The sequence below is a fragment of the Companilactobacillus insicii genome (genome assembly GCF_003946015.1).
Classification (GTDB): Bacteria; Bacillota; Bacilli; order Lactobacillales; family Lactobacillaceae; genus Companilactobacillus; species Companilactobacillus insicii.
In genome coordinates this window covers 1-17597 of the sequence record NZ_RHNU01000046.1, presented here as the reverse complement: position 1 = coordinate 17597, position 17597 = coordinate 1, and the positions used below count along the sequence as shown (strand labels likewise).

Here is a 17597-nt window from a genome sequence, read left to right as displayed (position 1 = left end):
TTATTACACTCACAAAATAAAACATTTTCTTTTTGAATCAATTAGTTTTTGTTGCACTCTATTTTGATACATTGGAGCGAGATTTAATAGCTACGTATCGCTTTTTAACGTAGCATCTCTTTATAACTTTTTATAACTTTCTAAGTTTTTTTATCTTATCTAGTAAGTTAATCAAGATTCATTAATTGTCTATAAAACTTCATTGCTTGTGACTTATAATCGTGCTTATCCATATATTTTTTCAATTCTGGCTGATTGTGCGTATATGCGATTCCTTCAGTGAATATCTTTTTATATAGTTCAATATATGGCAAATTCATCTGCTTAGCTAATTCCAACTCATGATTCACATCAAATGATACCTTTTTAAATTCAATGTCAGCATATCCGTATTGATCAATGTCTATAATTGCATATTGAGCACGTCTATCGGGTCTAAATTTATGCCATTCAGTATATGGCTGCCCAATAGAGCCTGGATTAATAACTAATTGATCTTTGCTACTAGTACGCATTATTTGGTGATGTGTGTGACCGTATACGACCAAGTCATAGTCTAAATCATCGAACAGGTCGTCAAAATGCGCCTGTTTTTGATAAGGTAATAGTTCATGACCAAAATTTTTTTCTTTTGTATTGTGTGTTAATAAAATTTTGCTGCCATTAAGAGCAATTTCTTTGTATATAGGGGCCTTCTTAAGTCTATTTAGATATTTATCCTCAGTCTTATTAAGGGTGTACTTCATAAGCATTAGTATGTAAGGTGTCACGGGGTCTTGTAGATCACGTTCAGTAAGCTTGCTGACGTCTTCAAATAGAAAATTATCCCAATTTCCGCGTAATAAGACGGTCGTATTCACTGATTCAAGCATTTCAAACAATTCGTTTGTCCCAGGTCCTGGCATTAGTAGATCACCGAGATACCATGATTCCTTGATATTTTCTTTTTTTAAATTGTTTATAACTGCTTGAAGAGCAGTTATATCTCCGTGAACGTCTGATAATAGAGCAATTCTAGTCATTTTTTCATCTCATTTCACTTAAAAGTATAGGTGTCATCGGTCGTTTGGTCAATTTTGTTATTTTTTTCTTGTGTTTTCGTAAAACATTTAATTTCACAAATAATAATCATCGATTATTTATATTTCAAAAAAATCTAGCCGACTGGCTAGATTTCTAATAGTTTTATGAATTTGAAACTTCATTGCTTTCATTTTTATAATTTTTGATTAATTCAATAAATCTCTCACCATAACGTTCTAATTTTGCATTTCCGACTCCGTTAACAATCAAAAATTCATTTGCATTTTCCGGCATCTTTTGAGACATATCACGAAGTGACTTATCAGAAAAGATAACAAATGGTGGCAAATCTTGTGCATGAGCAATATCCAAACGTAATTTTCTAAGTCGTTCAAACAATTTCTCGTCATAGGTTCCGTCATTAGCGATTTCTTTAACTTGATCCACATGAATTGTAACTGTCTTACGGGCAACATTAGCCTTTCCCTTAAGTACAAGTGCACCCTTCTCTGTTAATCTCAATAATGGATATTGACCATTTGTAGTCATTAAATATCCATTTGCAGTTAAATATTCTATAAACTCATTAATCGATTTCAGAGTCCAATCATGCAGTAATCCAAAAGTTGATAACTTACCAAAATTTCGCCAATCACTTGCCACATCAGCCTTCCCGGCAAGGACCCTTCCAACTGTTTTCTTACCATATTTTTGTTCCATTCTGACGACACAACTCAAAACTTTTTGCGAATCATCAGTGACATCTGTAGTTTCACGATTATCTAGGCAATTTGAACAATGACCACAATTTTTATCTGTTATTTCCCCAAAATACCGCAGAATATATCTCATCAGACAAACTTCTGTCATCGCATACTGATTCATTTCTCGTAATTTTTCACTTAGACTCTGTTTATAATCTTCATCAGCTTCTGATTGTTCTATAAAGAACCTATGTAATCTTAAATCGGCAGGCGTATACAGTAAGATTGCCTCTGCTGGTAATCCATCACGCCCTGCCCTACCTACTTCTTGGTAATAACTTTCTATAGTTCCGGGTATCGTAAAATGTATTACGTAACGGACGTTAGTCTTGTTAATTCCCATACCAAACGCATTAGTAGCAACAATAACATTAACTTCATCAAATAAGAAATCTTCTTGCTGCTGATGACGTTCTTCATCATCTAAACCAGCGTGGTATCGACCCGCTTTTATGCCATGTTCATTTAAATACTCATAAATAGTGTCAACATCTTTTCGACGCCCGGCATATATAATTCCTGATTCATTCTTATGAGATTTAACATAATTAAGCAAATATGGAAGCTTACTGACTCCACGCTCAATTTTTAGAGCTATATTATCTCTGGCAAAGCCAGTTTTAACTATATTTTCATCTGGGACATCTAATATCTTTACTAAATCTTCCTGAACTCGACTAGTGGCCGTAGCGGTCAACGCTAACCAAGCGGGTTGACTAGGTAAATTATTCAATGGATCGATTATGTTCAAATAACTGGGACGAAAATCATGTCCCCAAGATGACAAAACGTGTGCCTCATCAATAGCCACCAAATCAATTGGTAACTGACAAAGCCAGCTATAAAACTCAGGATTTTCAATTCTTTCGGGAGCAGCATAAAGTAATTTGACAGCCCCAGATTCAATATAGCGCATACGTTCTTCTTGATCACGATAATCGAGAGTACTATTAATAAAGGTGGCTGGTATATTCATTTCGTTCAAACTATCAACTTGATCTTTCATCAACGAAATCAGTGGAGAAACGACTAATGTTAACCCTGAAAACATAATTGCTGGAAGTTGATAACAAACTGATTTTCCGCCACCTGTCGGCATTATTCCTAGTGTACGATCACCATTTAAAACATGATTAATTATTTTACGTTGTCCTGGGCGAAAATTGTCATACCCAAAGACATCTTTTAGAACTGTCTGCGAATCCAATTTGAATGCTCCTCAATTAAAAAGTACATTTACTAGCATATCACGATATTACGAGCCCGCAAACTAAGAAATACTATTTTGAAATTGCCTTTATTACTCCTACTTCAATTCTATCCAGTTCCTTGTCAATATTTGACTCGGAAGTACTGTTAATCATTAGCTTCTGCGTTTGAATAAAGTAAAAAATCAATTGACTTGCGATGGTACGGAGCACATACAGTAAATCGATATCATCCCTCAATTCACCAGTTTCCTGCATTGCTTTCCAAATTACGCTAATAAATTGTTCTTTCTTATCATTAACAAAATTCATTCCCATTTCTTTAACATCATCATTAACTAACAGCTCCGATATAATGATTAACACAACACTCTTGTTACTAATCAAGAAATCAAATCGATCACGAATAATAAAATGAACCATTTGCTTTAGATTTGTGCTGTGATTAGATACATTGGCAATAAACTTACTACCATATGATGGTAATAAGTTAGTAATTACTGGTTTTATAATAGCCTTCAGCAAAATGTCTTTAGTTTTAAAATACTTAAATATGGTTGCCTGACTCATTCCTGACTCCTGTGCAATTTGAGCAGTTGACGTACCATCATATCCTTGTTCTGCAAAAAGCTTGATAGCCGCTCTCAAAACATTACGTTTGCCATTTGGCATTTGACTATTTTCAATCCAGTCATTCAAATCTTTAAAAACTATATCTTCTGTCATTTTGTTAAACCTTTCTATACTTTCTTAAACCTACTATATTCAAAATAGTTAATACTACTAAAAACAATAACAACACTAAGATAGGAATGATTATTTGACCAATTGAGTAACCATTCATTACAACTCCAGTTAATGCATCCCCGGCGTATTTCATTGGCAAAATATAAGAAATAAATTTAACTCCTTGTGCCATTGAATCCATTGGTATAATCCCCGAAAAGAATATCTGCGGAATAACGACCAACGGGATAAACTGCATCATTTGAAATTCAGATTTAGCGAAAGTTGACATCAATATTCCAAAGGCTAATGCTACTAATGCTAATACAAAATTGATTAGTATCACATAAAAGACACTACCGACGACTTCAACATTCAAAGCCCATATTGTAAACAATACAATTATCAATGTCTGTAAAATTGCTAAAAATCCATAGCTCAACATATAGCCAAAAACAATCTCTGAACGTTTAACCGGTGTAGCTAACAGGCGATAAAGTGTACCTGATGTACGTTCATTGAGTAAAGCCATCCCTGAAATTAGAAATACAAAAAAGAAGACGAAAAAGCCCATTAATATGGGTACGATCTTATCAAAAAAATTAGTATCTTTATCTCCGTACAAATACTTATTATGAATCTTAATAGCACCAGACTTAGATGTTTTCTCAGGTACTTGAGGCACTTGAGATTGAAATCTCAATAAAGATCTTTTTAGTTGCCCCATATTGTTAACAATAATTGAAGATTTTAATGCCGCCTTGGTCGCATTAGTCTTACTGGCATCAGTATTAGCATAAGTTACATAATATTCACTATTCTTGTAACGCACTACTGCATCGACTGTACCATTTTTCAGGGCATCATTAGCCTTCGATAACGAATACTTATGTGTATCAATATGACTTACCTTGTCCAAATCTGACACTAGACCTGATTGAACATTAACGGTTGCAATATTTACTGATGTCGTTGAATTAACTGAAAAAACTAATTTCATAAGGAACAATATAAACATTGGCGCTAGAAACATTAAGGCTAATGTTCGCTTATCACGTAGTAATTCTTTAGTTACACGCTTAGTAATTGACATTATACGCATTATTAATTGCCTCAGCTTTCAAAAAGACTTCTTCAATAGAGTTTACCTGATAATATTGTTTCAACGAATAAGGATCACTGTAGGCTATAATTCTACCTCCCAGTAACAAAGCCACTTCATCAACTAATTCCGCTTCATCCATCACATGAGTTGTAACCATAATGGTTTTACCTTGATTACGTAATTTTTTTAATTCTGCCCAAATACTTCTACGTAATGCCGGATCTACACCAACAGTTGGCTCATCAAGAATTAAAATATCGTTATTTCCCAACATTGCAATAGCCAATGACAAACGCCGCTTCATACCACCTGAATAACCATTAACACGTTTATCCAGACTTGATGTTAGGTCTACCACTTGAGCAACATGCATAATTTGCATATCAGAACTTCTTTTATTTAAGCCCTTCATATCAGCATAAAATTGTAAATTTTCTCGTCCGCTTAATGACTCATACAAAGCGTCAGATTGTGCCATATAGCCAATTCTACCTAACAACCTTCGATTAGGCATTTGTTTACCAAAGACATTAGTACTACCTTCATCAGCCAATTCCATTCCTAATATAATCTTGATGATTGTTGATTTACCAGCACCGGACGGCCCAATCAATCCGACTATTTGTCCTGGATAAATTTGCATATTAACATGATTTAAAACAGTTTGTTTACCAAATCTTTTCACTACATTATTTAATGTTATTACACTTATATCATTCATAAGACACAACTCCTATTGCGGTGAGTGAGTATTTACTAACTTTACAAATGAAGTTTACTTCAAAACATTATTAATGTAAATAAAAAACTCCAATATAATATTGAAGTTTCACATTAATTCTAATTTTTTACATGCATTCCAAATGCCATCATCATACACACCAGTCGTAACGTAATCCGCCACTGTTTGAACGATAGGATTGCCATCTCCCATGGCAACTGAGAACCCAACAACATCAAACATATCGAGATCATTAATCTCATCTCCGAATGCAATTGTTTGATTTGGAAAGATATTCATACTGGTAAGTATTTTCTGAACTCCAATTGCCTTATTCGAATGATTCATAGTAACGTCATAAACGTTTCTAGCAACCTTTAACATCTTTATACCCTCAACTGGGATTGTGTCCGGTACCTTATCCTCATTCATAACAATCAATTGAATTATTTCATTTGGTATCATTCCATCTGGTATTGTTTTAAATTTCATTGAACCGTCACCTTTGAAATTAGAACTTTCATAAACATATAATTGATCAATAGTTTCAAAACAAAATTCAATATTGTTTATCTGGAAATAATCTATTACTGCACTTAAATGATCTTTATCAAAAGTATCATGTGAAATGGTTTGACCTTTATATACAACATAACGACCATTATTTGCAACAAAACTATCAACGTCTAACTCAGATAAAATATCTTTTATCATGCCATAATTTCTACCAGTAGCAATTACTGGTTGAATCCCCGAACTACGCAATGCTTTTAAAGCATTCTTAGCAGAATCCGGAATTCGGCTTAAAATAGTCGTATCCTCGGATGTTTTATGACCTGCAAGTGTTCCATCAATATCAAAAAACGCCACTTTATACTGATCCATAATTATTTTTTCCTCTCCAAATGTAACAAATCTGATTTCATCTCTAAACCACCACGATATCCACCTAACGTTCCATCCTTAGCCAATACACGATGGCACGGTATAACTAGTGGCACTGGATTTCTACCAATAGCAGTTCCTACTGCACGCACAGCCTTAGGCCTATTGATTGAATTAGCAATTTTAGTATAATTTGATACTTCACCGTAGGGGATCTTTGCCACTGCTTTCCAAACAGATTCTTGAAATTCAGTTCCTACTATATCTAGTTTTAAATCAAATTTGGTCCTATTACCATCTAAATATTCCGTTATTTCTTTAGCATAATGATTTGTAAGACTATAATCTTCAATGAACTCAGCCTTAGGATAAAATTTTGACATATCTTCCAAAGTTTCATCTCTTAATCCAACAAAGGCTAATCCTTTGTTAGTGGCAGCAACAATATATTTGTACTCTTCGAATTTAATTATTTGATAATAAATTTTTCTCACAATTTACACCTACTTTTGTATGCCTTTAGTATATGCTACAATTCATTTAAAAATCTTGCTCTTCAATTATCAGGAGGCTTTGATGAAAAAATATCCATTAACAGCAAAACGCTGGGAACAAATCATTAACAATGATGCAAGTGCTAATGGTAACTTTCTTTACGGCGTAAAAACAACCAAAATATTTTGTAAACCATCTTGCCCCTCTCGAAAACCGTCTAGAGAAAACGTATTAATATTTAAAAATGGCGAAGATGCAATCAAAAATGATTTCCGACCTTGTAAAAGATGTCAGCCCACCGGAAATGTTCCCAACAATGAATGGGTAAACGAAATCAAATATTATTTGGACAATAATTATCAAAGAAAACTTAGTCTCGATGTAATTGCTGAAGAGTGCCACGGCAGCCCATTCAATCTGCAGCGGATATTTAAAAAAGCAAGTAGTAAAACACCTCAACAATACTTAACTGAATTACGCCTGAAACACGCTCAAGTTCTGTTACGGGAAACAAAATTACCTATCAAAACTATTGCCACCCGTGTTGGATTCACAAGTGACACTTATTTCATAACTACCTTTAAGAAATATCTACTGGTAACACCTGAAGTTTTTAGGGCAAAGAAACTATAATATTACTATTAATACCAAATAATACCAAAAAAATATAGAAATAATGGCCAATTAATAATACTATATATTAAATTGGATTTTTTTTACAAGGGGGAGCACATGATCGGATTCTCTTTCTATTTAAATCAAACTATAACCAAAGAAACTATAGAATACTTCAAGAATATGAAGGATTCTGGCTTCTCAGAAGTTTTTACATCAACTGACATCCCTAATGATAAGTTACCTAGTTATTTTGATAACCTATACCGCTTATCTGACTTAACTAAAGAATTAGACTTAAAATTGATTGTTGGAGTTAGTAACCAATCATTTGAAATTCTTAGTAAACAAACTGATTTCAATAACTATCACGATCAGATGACATTTCGATTAGACAGTAGCTTTTCGAATGAAAACATTGCTCAACTTTATAAATCAGAGTCTATCGCTTTAGATGCTAGTACCATTGGTAATTCAGACATAGTGGAACTAAAAAAATTAAAAGTTAATTTCAGTGACCTCGATGCTTGGTACGATTCATATCCGCATATTGATACTGGACTGGATTTGACTTGGTTTGCGCAAAAAAATCGCTGGTTAAAAAAATTAGGATTTCAAATTCATGCTTTCGTTACAGGTAGTGAACCACTTAATGAACCATTTAACGCTGGAATGCCAACTCTTGAACGACATCGTAAAGCATTACCTTTTATCGCAGCAATTGAATTGCAAAAACTAGATGTCGATAATGTAGTCATCGGAGATAGTTATTTAGAACCTTCTCAACAAAAATCATTTTATGCGTACTTTACTGATGGTTATATTCCATTACACATGTCTGGCACTAGAATCGGTACTCCAAAATATCTCTTTACTGAAATATTCCACAATCGTAAGGATCCTGCACGAGACTTAATAAGATTGACTGAAAGTCGAAAGATGAATCTAAATACTATTGAACCAACTAATAATACAAACCGTATCTTCGGTTCAGTGACGATTGACAATCGATTATTTGAAACCTATATGGGCGAAATTCAAATCGTCTGTACTCATCTTCCAGCAAGTCAAAAAGTGAATGTTCTTGGTAAAATAATAAAGGATGACTTAAAACTATTGTCGTATATAGATGGCGGTGCCGCATTCAAATTAATTAAAGTATAACTGCACACGAAAAAGTCACTCACATTATAAAATGTGAGTGACTTTTTTAATACTCAAAAATACGATTGGATCGGTATTTACGGTATAATTATCTTAATATAAAGGAGGTTTCATATGTCAAAAATTCCTTATCTAACTGGTTTTAATGCCTACTTAAAAACTCGACATATATCCGAACGAGCTCACACAGAATATATGAATTCCCTGAATGACTTTTTCTCATATACAATTCAACACAACGAAGATTATAAGATATCCGAAGATGTAAAGGATGTTCATGAAATGGATGTTAGATTATTTAAAAATTTTATGATGGAAAACCTTCATTTAAGTCCTAGTACAATAAACAAAGTCATTAGTAATTTAAATGTGTACTTCAAATATCTTTTTAGTCTTAAAAAAACTCCTGAAATTCCAACGCTAAATATTAATAGCGTTGTTGTACCTCAGCAAAGTGATTTTCCAATTGAAGTTTTTCAAAACTTGCCAAAATATTTAAATGCTGACTTAAGTATCTATACACGACTACTAATCCTTATCATAGCAAAAGGATTCAACTATAAAGAAGCCTTAGAACCAGGCTTTTATCTTACATTTAATCAACTAAAATTTACTACTTTGGAAAAAAAGTTTCTAGAGTCGTACCAAGCATTTGTAACTCCACTACAATCACACTGGAATAATAAGAACTTATTTCTAAGCCGAAATAAAGGCGCAAACTCACCACTACTAACGGTCCCTGCCCTACATCGTGATTTAAAGAAGGACAGTGAAACTACTAACTTGGATCTATCTCCTAAAAAGCTTTATACGACTTTCATTCTCATGGCATTAAGCACAAAAGACTTGTCAGATGATCAAGAACGTGCACTAAACGCTCTCGAAACTGCATCCCTATTGTATTACCGTCGTTTGAAACGAGAATTAAATTTTATGAATGATTAAAAACGAAAAGAGTGACAAACTTGAAAAATATCGCTGTATACTGTGGTGCAGCTACAGGTAATGATCCAATATATACTAATTCCGCAAAAGAACTCGGACATTGGATAACTAAAAATAATTATGGACTGACATATGGAGGCGGACGCTTCGGGCTAATGGGCGTGCTTGCCGAAACAGTTTTGTCCGATAATGGTTACGTTCACGGAATAATTACCAAAAGTCTTGCCTCACGTGACTTATCTAAACAAAACTTATCAAAACTCGACATTGTTGACAGCATGGATATTAGGAAACGTTCTATGCTTGATAATTCAATTGCTAGTATTGCATTGCCTGGAGGTCCTGGAACATTAGAGGAAATTTCTGAAGCATACTCATGGACAAGAATCGGCGATAATAATAATCCCTGCATATTCTACAATGTAAATCACTACTACGATGCCCTTGAAGAGTTTTTTGATACTATGACTAAAAATGAATTTTTAACTGAAACAGATCGAAGAAAATTACTTTTTAGTGATTCTTTAGAGGAAATAAAAGAATTTATAGATAGTTACATTCCGCCTAAATTACGCTCATTCAAAGATGTTAAGTAATATAACTAGAGTTATTAATTAACTCTAGTTTTTTTATAAAAGATAATGGACAAAAGCCAGCATTAAGAATATAATGGCTTTTGTCCACTAAAGGAGTAATCAAATATGTTGAGTAAGAAAGAAATAAATCTGATCAGACAATTCAATCGTCGGTATACTAATACTCTAGGTTTATTGAATAAACGAGTCTTCAACACTGAACTAAGTTTTCCTGAAGCACGTGTACTAATGTCCATCGGAGATAATAACACACCTATGGCCATCGCAACTACACTGAACCTTGATGCCAGTTATACCAGTCGCATCATAAAAAAACTAACCAAACTAAACTACATTGAAAAAAGTACATCTACAATCGATGCTAGATCAAAGAACATTTCTCTAACAAAAGATGGTATTAGCTTATTAGCCAAGATTGACGCTGATTCTAATGTACAAATACAAAAATTAATACAAAATTTGTCAAACCAAAATCAATTCAAACTGTATCAAGCATTTGAAACGATCAACAATATTTTATTTGAAACAGATGGTAAATAATATGTGGGAAGCAAAGACGTTCCAAGAATTAAATACTAGAGAACTTTATGATCTAATGAATCTTAGAGTCAAAACTTTCGTTGTTGAGCAAAAAAGAATTTATCAAGAAATCGATGAAAATGATCTTCACTCAATTCATTTATTCAAATACAAAAATAACCAAATGATTGCGTACGCTAGAATTTTTATTGAGAATGAACATGTTACTTTTGGTCGCGTTGTAACAGCTAAAAGTAACCGTGGAACTGGATTAGGTTCAGACTTAATTGAAGAAGTCCTTAAAGTAATCGATAAGAAGTATCCTCACAAAGAAATAATAATTGAAGCACAAACATATGTTGAAAAATTCTATGAGAAATTTGGATTCAAAAGTATTGGAGACGTATTTTTATTTAATCACACTCCCCATATAAAAATGTTTAAGAATTAATATAATAATTTAAATGTGATTTTCAAGTCTTTTATCTTTCACTATTCAATAAAAGGTACTATATTTACGTTGTCAGATGGGAAAGGATTTATATCTCCTATCTGATGGATATTTCCTTAGATTATCATTTTAATTGATTGTGGTTTCCCACTAATGAATATTAAATATGATACCCCTCCCAATTTTAAAATTAAATATACGATAAATTTAAAATACGATATAGATCAACTAAAAAATTCCATCAATTCCCTGATACGAAAACACGCCAGATTTTAATCTGACGTGTTTTTTCGTATTATTTTTCAGCATCAACAATTGCTTCATTTGTAGGAATAGACGGAAATGCTCCAAGCTTTTGAACTGTTAATGATGAAGCTCTACTTGCATAGACAACAGATTCAAATAGATTAGAGAAATCCTTATCCAATACTGATGCCAAAGCACCAATAAATGTGTCTCCTGCAGCAGTTGTATCAACAGCATTTACTTTAAACGCCGGAACAATTTTTCCTGTACCATTTAAAGATACGTATGAACCATGCTCACCGATTGTGATTATCACATTTTTAATACCAAATCTCTCATAGTATCTGGCTGAATCTTCCATTGATTTTTGATCAGTAATTTTAATCCCAGTAATTAATTCACTCTCAGTTTCATTAGGAACAATTAAATCTGTCAAAGATAATAAATCAGATGGGATTTCATTATTCGCCGGTGCAGGATTAAGTATTGTTTTTTTGCCTGCTTGATGAGCCAATTGAAACGCCGTAATTCCAGTATTCATTGGTGTTTCAAATTCAGAGATAACAAAGTCACTATCTTTTATAGTTTCAGAGGCGTGCTCAATATCAGCCTGAGTCAATTCAAAATTGGCTCCAGCTTGAACGATAATCGAATTTTGCCCAGATTCTTGAAGGAGGATATAGGCTTGACCTGTATTGCTACCACGCGCAACTCTGATATTATCGATATTTATCTTATTGTCATCCAATTGCTTCAGCATAAAATCACCGTTACTGTCATCACCAACACAACCAACGAAATAGGTTTTGGCACCAGACCTAGCTGCTGAAACGGCTTGATTTGCTCCTTTACCGCCCGCAGCCTTAGAGAATGAATTCATCCCTATTGTTTCTCCAGGTTGAGGTAATTGCTTGATATGTAAAATACTGTCAACATTAATACTGCCCACTACAGTTACTTTATTCATAATAGATCTCCCTTACTAATAGTTAAGAGGTAAATTGCTATTATTTATTCAAGCTTTCTGTAGTAACTAATTTCAATGGTGATTCAATATTTTTCTTAACTGTCTTACCATTGAAGTGGTCATATGCTGCTTGAAGAGCTAATCTACCCATTTCTTCTGGTTGTTGAGCAACTGTGGCTGCCATCTTACCTGATTTAACAGCTTTGATACCGTCATCTTCACCATCAAATCCAACAATAGTTATTTCTTTACCAGCAGCCTTAACTGCTTGAACTGCACCAAGAGCCATTTCATCATTTTGTGAGAAAATACCAACAACATCACTGTTACCTTGAAGAATATTTTCTGTTGTACTCAAACCTTTAGCACGATCAAAACCAGCAGTTTGCTTTGCAACAATGTCTAATTTACCTTTGGCTGCATTGTCAAAACCTTTACCACGTTCACGTGTAGCTGAAGCACCTGGAATACCTTGTAATTCAGCAATTTTAGCATTATTACCTAATTTGTCGATCATAAACTTAGCAGCCATTTGACCACCCTTTGTTGAGTTTGAAGCAACTAATGATAGAACCTTACCACCATCAGCTGAACGGTCAACCGTAATAACTGGGATTCCCGCATCATTTGCATCTTTAACAGCAGGTGTAATGGCACTTGAATCAACTGGGTTAATGATTAGTACATCGACCTTTTTAGTAATTAAATCTTCGATATCATTGTTTTGCTTTGCAGTATCATTTTGTGCATCTGAAATTTGTACTTTTGTACCTTTTTTATCAGCTAATCCTTGAATACCCTTTTTAACTGATACGAAAAACGGATTTGATTGAGTTGATAATGATACACCAACCTTTAAATCTTTAGGACTCTTCTTTTCAACTTTAGATCCATTTGAACCTCCAGAATCAAGTCCTGACTTGCCACATGCGGCAAGAGCAAAAATTGCGATAAATGTAACACTAATAAGTGCAATGAGACGTTTCAAAGATTTATTCATTGTGTTTAATCCCCTTAAGATTATTATTTGTCGTTTGATTTGCGATCTAATAAGACAGCAATAATAATTACAATACCTTTAACTATTTGCTGATAGAAACTTGAAATACCTAATAAATTCATACCATTGTTCAATGTCCCAATAATTAAGGCACCAATCAATGTACCGAAGATACGTCCTTTACCACCGGCAAGACTCGTACCTCCTAGAACAACCGCAGCAATGGCATCCATTTCATATGATGTACCAGCATCTGGTTGAGCTGAGCTTAAACGTGATGTCAAAATAATTCCAGCAATAGCAGCCATTAACCCTGAAATTGTATAAATCCAGATTGTAACCATCTTTGTCTTAACACCAGCAATAAATGCAGCATTTTCATTACCACCAAGTGCGTAAGTCTTACGGCCAAAAGTTGTCTTGTGTAGTAATAAATAAAGAACTAGATAAACGACAGCCATGATAAAAATCGGAAATGGGATTCCTAAAAGGTATCCTCTTCCCATAAACTGAAACATGAAACTATCATTCATCTTGGCTCCCGTAATCGGATTACCATTTGTAAACACATAAGTAGCACCACGGAAAATCGTCATAGTGGCTAACGTTGCAATAAACGGTGCGGCTTTACCATAAGCAATCAATAAGCCGTTAACAAATCCTAGTAATGAACCTAAAGCAATACCAGCTAGCAAAGCAATGATAGGTGAAATTCCGGTTGTCAATAACGTCGCCGTAACTGCTCCCGTCAAAGCTAGAATTGAACCAACTGATAAATCAATACCACCAGTTAAAATTACAAACGTCATACCAAATGCAATAACGGCATTAATAGAAACTTGACGCAGTAGATTCAATAAGTTGTTCGGTTGAATGAATCCAGGACTTAGCACAGTTACCAATATAACCAGTACAATCAATGCCAATAATGGACCCATCTTACCAACGAATTTTTTAAAATCAAATCCTTTTGATTTTTCAGTCTCAACTGATTTAGTTTCTTGCATTATCTGTCCCTCCTGTCGCTAAAGTCATTACTGATTCCTGTGTAGCACCATTAGTATCTACAATTCCAGAAATCTTTCCTTCATAAACGACTGCAATTTTATCGCTCATACCAAGAACCTCTGGTAAATCACTGGAGATCATGATAATGGCAACATTTCTATCAGTTAGTTCGTTCATCAAATCATATATTTCCCTTTTTGCCCCGACATCAACTCCTCTTGTTGGTTCATCTAGAATGAGAACCCTAGAACCAGATCCAACCCATTTTGCCAAAACAACTTTTTGCTGATTACCACCACTCAAACTTCCGGCAGTAACTTGCTCACTCATTGCTTTAACGGTCAAACGTTTCATGAGCATATTGGCGAAATCGTCCACTGATTTATCATCTATCAACCCATGTTTAACAAAACCATTAATAGACGGTAAAGCAATGTTGTCACGAAGCGAATCTGCTAATATAAGTCCCTCATCTTTTCTATTTTCAGTTAAGAAACCAATCCGATGTTTAATAGCTGACTCAGGATCCTTAATCTTAACTTTCTTGCCATCTAAATAAATCTCTCCAGAATCATAATGATCAATACCGAAAATAGCACGCATTATTTCAGTTCTTCCGGCACCCATTAATCCCGAGAAGGCAAGAATCTCTCCCTCATGAACATCAAAACTTACATTTTCAAATATACCTTTTTCCGTAAGGTTCTTAACTGACAATATTGTTTTTCCAAAATGAGGATCTCTATCTGGATAAAAATCACCGATTTCACGACCAACCATATCACGAACAAGCTGTTTCATATCAACATCTTTGGTCATATACTCGTTGACGGATATACCGTCACGCATGACAGTAACCTTATCAGCAATTTTAAAAATTTCTTCCATACGATGTGATATGTATATGAATCCAACACCTTGTTTCTTAAGATCATTCACTACAGCAAAAAGTTGATCAATCTCATTTTCTGTCAAAGCAGCGGTCGGCTCGTCCATAATAATTATTTTTGCATCAGTCATAATAGATTTAGCAATTTCAATCAATTGTTGGCGTCCTACACTTAGCGTCCCAATAGGTTTGTCAACATCTATATCTGCACCTAATTTACTAAGATATTCACGCGCTTGTTTTCGCATTTTATCCTCATTGATCATGCCAAATTTATTCTTTATTTCTTTGTTCAAAAACATATTATCGACAACTGACATTTCCAAAAAATTATTCATTTCTTGATGAATAAAACTAATACCATGTTGTTCCGCATCCAAAGGTCCAGAATAACTAGTTGGTTGTCCATCGACTAGGATATCTCCGCCGTCATCACCATAAAGACCCGTTAATATATTCATTAACGTAGACTTACCAGCACCATTCTCGCCCATAAGTGCATGAACTTCACCAGACTCAACTGCGAAGTTAACACCTTCAAGAACTTTGTTTTTGCCAAAGGCCTTGGAGATATTCTTCATCTCAATCTTCATTTTTTCACCCCCTTAGGTTTAAAATGTAACGCCACTCTCCAGGATAATATTCGAATAAGGAGTTACTTCACCAGTTCTAATAAAAGCTTTATTAGTAGCAAGTCTTTTCTTCATTTCATCATGAGGTATAAATTCAACTGGAACATCAATTACTTTTTGAATATTCTTCAACTGTTCAGGATTTTGAGACTTAATCTCTTCTGCCAAGTAAATTTTTTGTACCTCTAATTCTGTTAATACATTTTTCAAAACATCAATAAACTTTGGTAAACCCTTTTCTACAGCTAGATCGATTTTCTTTGTTCCAGCCGGAACAGGCATTCCTGCATCTCCAATAGATAAAGTATCAAAATGACCCATGTCCGCAATAACTGCTGATATTTGACTATTCAATACTGTTCCTTTTTTCATATATTACATCTCCAATTTTTTTGTTGAATCTCTAACTATAAGACGCACATCTAAAATCATAAATTGAGGTTTCATATTTGAATCATCCATTTTATTCGCCAACATCTGTACAGCTTGCTCGCCAATGTCTTCAATTGGTTGTTCAATAGTTGTAAGACCAGGTGTTAAATACTCTGTCAAACTAATATTGTCAAAGCCCACCACCGAGTAATCTTCAGGTATCTTTTTTTTGTGTAATGCAAGTCCTCGATATACACCAATAGCTACATCGTCGTTTATAGCTATAATGGCAGTCGCATCAGTCTCAATAATTTTTTTTACAGCATCAACTCCACCGCTTGGATCAAATCCACATTGAAAAATCAAATCAAAAGGAATTTCGACGTCATACTTTTTAAAGGCTAATTTATAACCGTCGAATCTATGTTTTAAATTCAAAGTCAATCCAAACGGTAATACAATCGCAATTCGAGTATGTCCTAGTTCTAGTAAATGACCAGCTATCATTTCACCAGCTTTTAACTCGTTAATAAGAACCATGTCATATTTACCACTAAGATCTGCTTGATCCGTTAATACCATTGGTAAATTATTTGATGCCAATTTATCAACAATTTCTTGCGAAGCGCCAGGTGCGGCTAAAATTAATCCCTTTTGAGTTCCAGAAATAAATTGCTCTATAAAATAATCAATATTCTCATGAAATCCATTGACACTGAACACCTGTGGGAAAATACCTCTAGGTATAGCAGCATTCTCTACACTCAAAACTAAACTTGCAAAAAACGGGTTCATTATGTTGGGAATAACAATTCCAATGGAATTACTACGACGTCCAACTAAACCGCGAGCATAAAAATTAGGATGATAATTCAGAACTCGTTGAGCTTCTTGAACTTTACGAATTGTTTCCTTGCTGAATCGTTCACCCTTACCATTTAAAATCTGTGAAACTGCTGTAACTGAAATACCTACATACTTTGCAACGTCCTTTATGGTCGTACTTCTACTCGCACCATTCAATTCATCCCTCCTTACCAAAGTAAAACGTTTTACCGCCCTTAACTGATTTTTATTATATATCCGTTCTGAAAGCGCTGTCAACATATTTTTTATGAGTTATTTAAACATAATTATAAGTAATATATAAATATAACCACCCTAATATGACGATATCAAAAAAATGGTCCTATACTTTCTGGTATTGATGAATAATCAATACCAGTTTTTTTATTCCCTTTTAACACAAAAAGAACATCACTGTTC

19 protein-coding genes are annotated in these 17597 nt (G+C 34.1%); 6 read left to right on the top strand and 13 right to left on the bottom strand.

Annotated features, from left to right (window positions below; all coding sequences use genetic code 11):
- Positions 1-167: 167 nt before the first annotated feature.
- From EKM79_RS11235 to EKM79_RS11205, 7 genes are all read right to left on the bottom strand, one after another.
- On the bottom strand, positions 168-1022 hold the full coding sequence (locus EKM79_RS11235; RefSeq protein ID WP_125568844.1) for a metallophosphoesterase family protein: 855 nt from the start codon (positions 1020-1022) through the stop codon (positions 168-170).
- Positions 1023-1185: 163 nt separating this feature from the next.
- Positions 1186-2994, bottom strand: a complete 1809-nt coding sequence (recQ, locus tag EKM79_RS11230; RefSeq protein WP_125568842.1) for a DNA helicase RecQ — start codon at positions 2992-2994, stop codon at positions 1186-1188.
- Between the two features lie 73 nt (positions 2995-3067).
- Positions 3068-3721, bottom strand: coding sequence for a TetR/AcrR family transcriptional regulator (locus tag EKM79_RS11225; protein WP_125568840.1), 654 nt, complete (start codon positions 3719-3721; stop codon positions 3068-3070).
- A 4-nt stretch (positions 3722-3725) separates the two neighbouring features.
- On the bottom strand, positions 3726-4823 hold the full coding sequence (locus tag EKM79_RS11220) for an ABC transporter permease (protein ID WP_125568838.1): 1098 nt from the start codon (positions 4821-4823) through the stop codon (positions 3726-3728).
- The gene (locus EKM79_RS11215) at positions 4801-5547 is read right to left on the bottom strand and encodes an ABC transporter ATP-binding protein (protein ID WP_125568836.1); all 747 of its coding nucleotides are present in this window, start codon (positions 5545-5547) and stop codon (positions 4801-4803) included. Before EKM79_RS11215 ends, EKM79_RS11220 begins: the two co-directional genes overlap by 23 nt.
- Positions 5548-5655: 108 nt before the next feature.
- Positions 5656-6432: a Cof-type HAD-IIB family hydrolase gene (locus EKM79_RS11210; RefSeq protein WP_125568833.1), complete on the bottom strand. Its 777-nt coding sequence runs from the start codon at positions 6430-6432 to the stop codon at positions 5656-5658.
- A gap of 2 nt (positions 6433-6434) precedes the next feature.
- On the bottom strand, positions 6435-6926 hold the full coding sequence (locus EKM79_RS11205; RefSeq protein WP_246005689.1) for a methylated-DNA--[protein]-cysteine S-methyltransferase: 492 nt from the start codon (positions 6924-6926) through the stop codon (positions 6435-6437).
- 82 nt (positions 6927-7008) lie between these two features.
- Here EKM79_RS11205 and EKM79_RS11200 point away from each other — a divergent pair, with 82 nt between their 5' ends.
- The 6 genes from EKM79_RS11200 to EKM79_RS11175 all read left to right on the top strand — a co-directional run bounded on the left by EKM79_RS11200 (position 7009) and on the right by EKM79_RS11175 (position 11217).
- Positions 7009-7560, top strand: coding sequence for a bifunctional transcriptional activator/DNA repair enzyme AdaA (locus EKM79_RS11200; RefSeq protein WP_125568831.1), 552 nt, complete (start codon positions 7009-7011; stop codon positions 7558-7560).
- Between the two features lie 99 nt (positions 7561-7659).
- Entirely contained in the window at positions 7660-8706 is a 1047-nt protein-coding gene (locus tag EKM79_RS11195; RefSeq protein WP_125568829.1) for a MupG family TIM beta-alpha barrel fold protein, read from the top strand.
- 114 nt (positions 8707-8820) lie between these two features.
- Entirely contained in the window at positions 8821-9651 is an 831-nt protein-coding gene (locus EKM79_RS11190; RefSeq protein ID WP_125568827.1) for a phage integrase N-terminal SAM-like domain-containing protein, read from the top strand.
- 11 nt (positions 9652-9662) lie between these two features.
- Complete coding sequence (locus tag EKM79_RS11185; RefSeq protein ID WP_342769534.1) at positions 9663-10247, top strand: LOG family protein; 585 nt, start codon at positions 9663-9665, stop codon at positions 10245-10247.
- Positions 10248-10352: 105 nt separating this feature from the next.
- Positions 10353-10787, top strand: coding sequence for a MarR family winged helix-turn-helix transcriptional regulator (locus tag EKM79_RS11180; RefSeq protein WP_125568823.1), 435 nt, complete (start codon positions 10353-10355; stop codon positions 10785-10787).
- A 1-nt stretch (position 10788) separates the two neighbouring features.
- Positions 10789-11217: a GNAT family N-acetyltransferase gene (locus EKM79_RS11175; RefSeq protein WP_125568821.1), complete on the top strand. Its 429-nt coding sequence runs from the start codon at positions 10789-10791 to the stop codon at positions 11215-11217.
- Between the two features lie 295 nt (positions 11218-11512).
- Here EKM79_RS11175 and rbsK read toward each other — a convergent pair whose 3' ends face one another.
- Genes rbsK through EKM79_RS11145 form a run of 6 tightly spaced genes read right to left on the bottom strand, consistent with a single transcriptional unit; the run spans position 11513 to position 17354 of the window.
- Positions 11513-12430: a ribokinase gene (gene rbsK / locus EKM79_RS11170; protein WP_125568819.1), complete on the bottom strand. Its 918-nt coding sequence runs from the start codon at positions 12428-12430 to the stop codon at positions 11513-11515.
- Between the two features lie 40 nt (positions 12431-12470).
- Complete coding sequence (locus EKM79_RS11165) at positions 12471-13430, bottom strand: D-ribose ABC transporter substrate-binding protein (protein ID WP_125568817.1); 960 nt, start codon at positions 13428-13430, stop codon at positions 12471-12473.
- 23 nt (positions 13431-13453) lie between these two features.
- Positions 13454-14437, bottom strand: coding sequence for an ABC transporter permease subunit (locus EKM79_RS11160; protein ID WP_125568815.1), 984 nt, complete (start codon positions 14435-14437; stop codon positions 13454-13456).
- Positions 14424-15920 (bottom strand): sugar ABC transporter ATP-binding protein, encoded by a 1497-nt coding sequence (locus EKM79_RS11155; protein WP_125568813.1) that lies wholly within the window; start codon positions 15918-15920, stop codon positions 14424-14426. Before EKM79_RS11155 ends, EKM79_RS11160 begins: the two co-directional genes overlap by 14 nt.
- 18 nt (positions 15921-15938) lie before the next feature.
- Positions 15939-16331 carry a D-ribose pyranase gene (gene rbsD / locus EKM79_RS11150; protein ID WP_125568810.1) on the bottom strand — a complete coding sequence of 131 codons (393 nt, stop codon included), beginning with the start codon at positions 16329-16331 and terminating at the stop codon, positions 15939-15941.
- Positions 16332-16334: 3 nt separating this feature from the next.
- Positions 16335-17354, bottom strand: coding sequence for a LacI family DNA-binding transcriptional regulator (locus EKM79_RS11145; RefSeq protein ID WP_246005688.1), 1020 nt, complete (start codon positions 17352-17354; stop codon positions 16335-16337).
- Positions 17355-17597: the final 243 nt, after the last annotated feature.

Bases quoted from the DNA above. Each gene is read 5' to 3' on its own strand.
- EKM79_RS11235 (WP_125568844.1), bottom strand. From the start codon at position 1,022: ATGACTAGAATTGCTCTATTATCAGACGTTCACGGAGATATAACTGCT.
- EKM79_RS11225 (WP_125568840.1), bottom strand. From the start codon at position 3,721: ATGACAGAAGATATAGTTTTTAAAGATTTGAATGACTGGATTGAAAAT.
- EKM79_RS11220 (WP_125568838.1), bottom strand. From the start codon at position 4,823: ATGCGTATAATGTCAATTACTAAGCGTGTAACTAAAGAATTACTACGT.
- EKM79_RS11215 (WP_125568836.1), bottom strand. From the start codon at position 5,547: ATGAATGATATAAGTGTAATAACATTAAATAATGTAGTGAAAAGATTT.
- EKM79_RS11210 (WP_125568833.1), bottom strand. From the start codon at position 6,432: ATGGATCAGTATAAAGTGGCGTTTTTTGATATTGATGGAACACTTGCA.
- EKM79_RS11200 (WP_125568831.1), top strand. From the start codon at position 7,009: ATGAAAAAATATCCATTAACAGCAAAACGCTGGGAACAAATCATTAAC.
- EKM79_RS11195 (WP_125568829.1), top strand. From the start codon at position 7,660: ATGATCGGATTCTCTTTCTATTTAAATCAAACTATAACCAAAGAAACT.
- EKM79_RS11190 (WP_125568827.1), top strand. From the start codon at position 8,821: ATGTCAAAAATTCCTTATCTAACTGGTTTTAATGCCTACTTAAAAACT.
- EKM79_RS11180 (WP_125568823.1), top strand. From the start codon at position 10,353: ATGTTGAGTAAGAAAGAAATAAATCTGATCAGACAATTCAATCGTCGG.
- EKM79_RS11175 (WP_125568821.1), top strand. From the start codon at position 10,789: ATGTGGGAAGCAAAGACGTTCCAAGAATTAAATACTAGAGAACTTTAT.
- rbsK (WP_125568819.1), bottom strand. From the start codon at position 12,430: ATGAATAAAGTAACTGTAGTGGGCAGTATTAATGTTGACAGTATTTTA.
- EKM79_RS11165 (WP_125568817.1), bottom strand. From the start codon at position 13,430: ATGAATAAATCTTTGAAACGTCTCATTGCACTTATTAGTGTTACATTT.
- EKM79_RS11160 (WP_125568815.1), bottom strand. From the start codon at position 14,437: ATGCAAGAAACTAAATCAGTTGAGACTGAAAAATCAAAAGGATTTGAT.
- EKM79_RS11155 (WP_125568813.1), bottom strand. From the start codon at position 15,920: ATGAAGATTGAGATGAAGAATATCTCCAAGGCCTTTGGCAAAAACAAA.
- rbsD (WP_125568810.1), bottom strand. From the start codon at position 16,331: ATGAAAAAAGGAACAGTATTGAATAGTCAAATATCAGCAGTTATTGCG.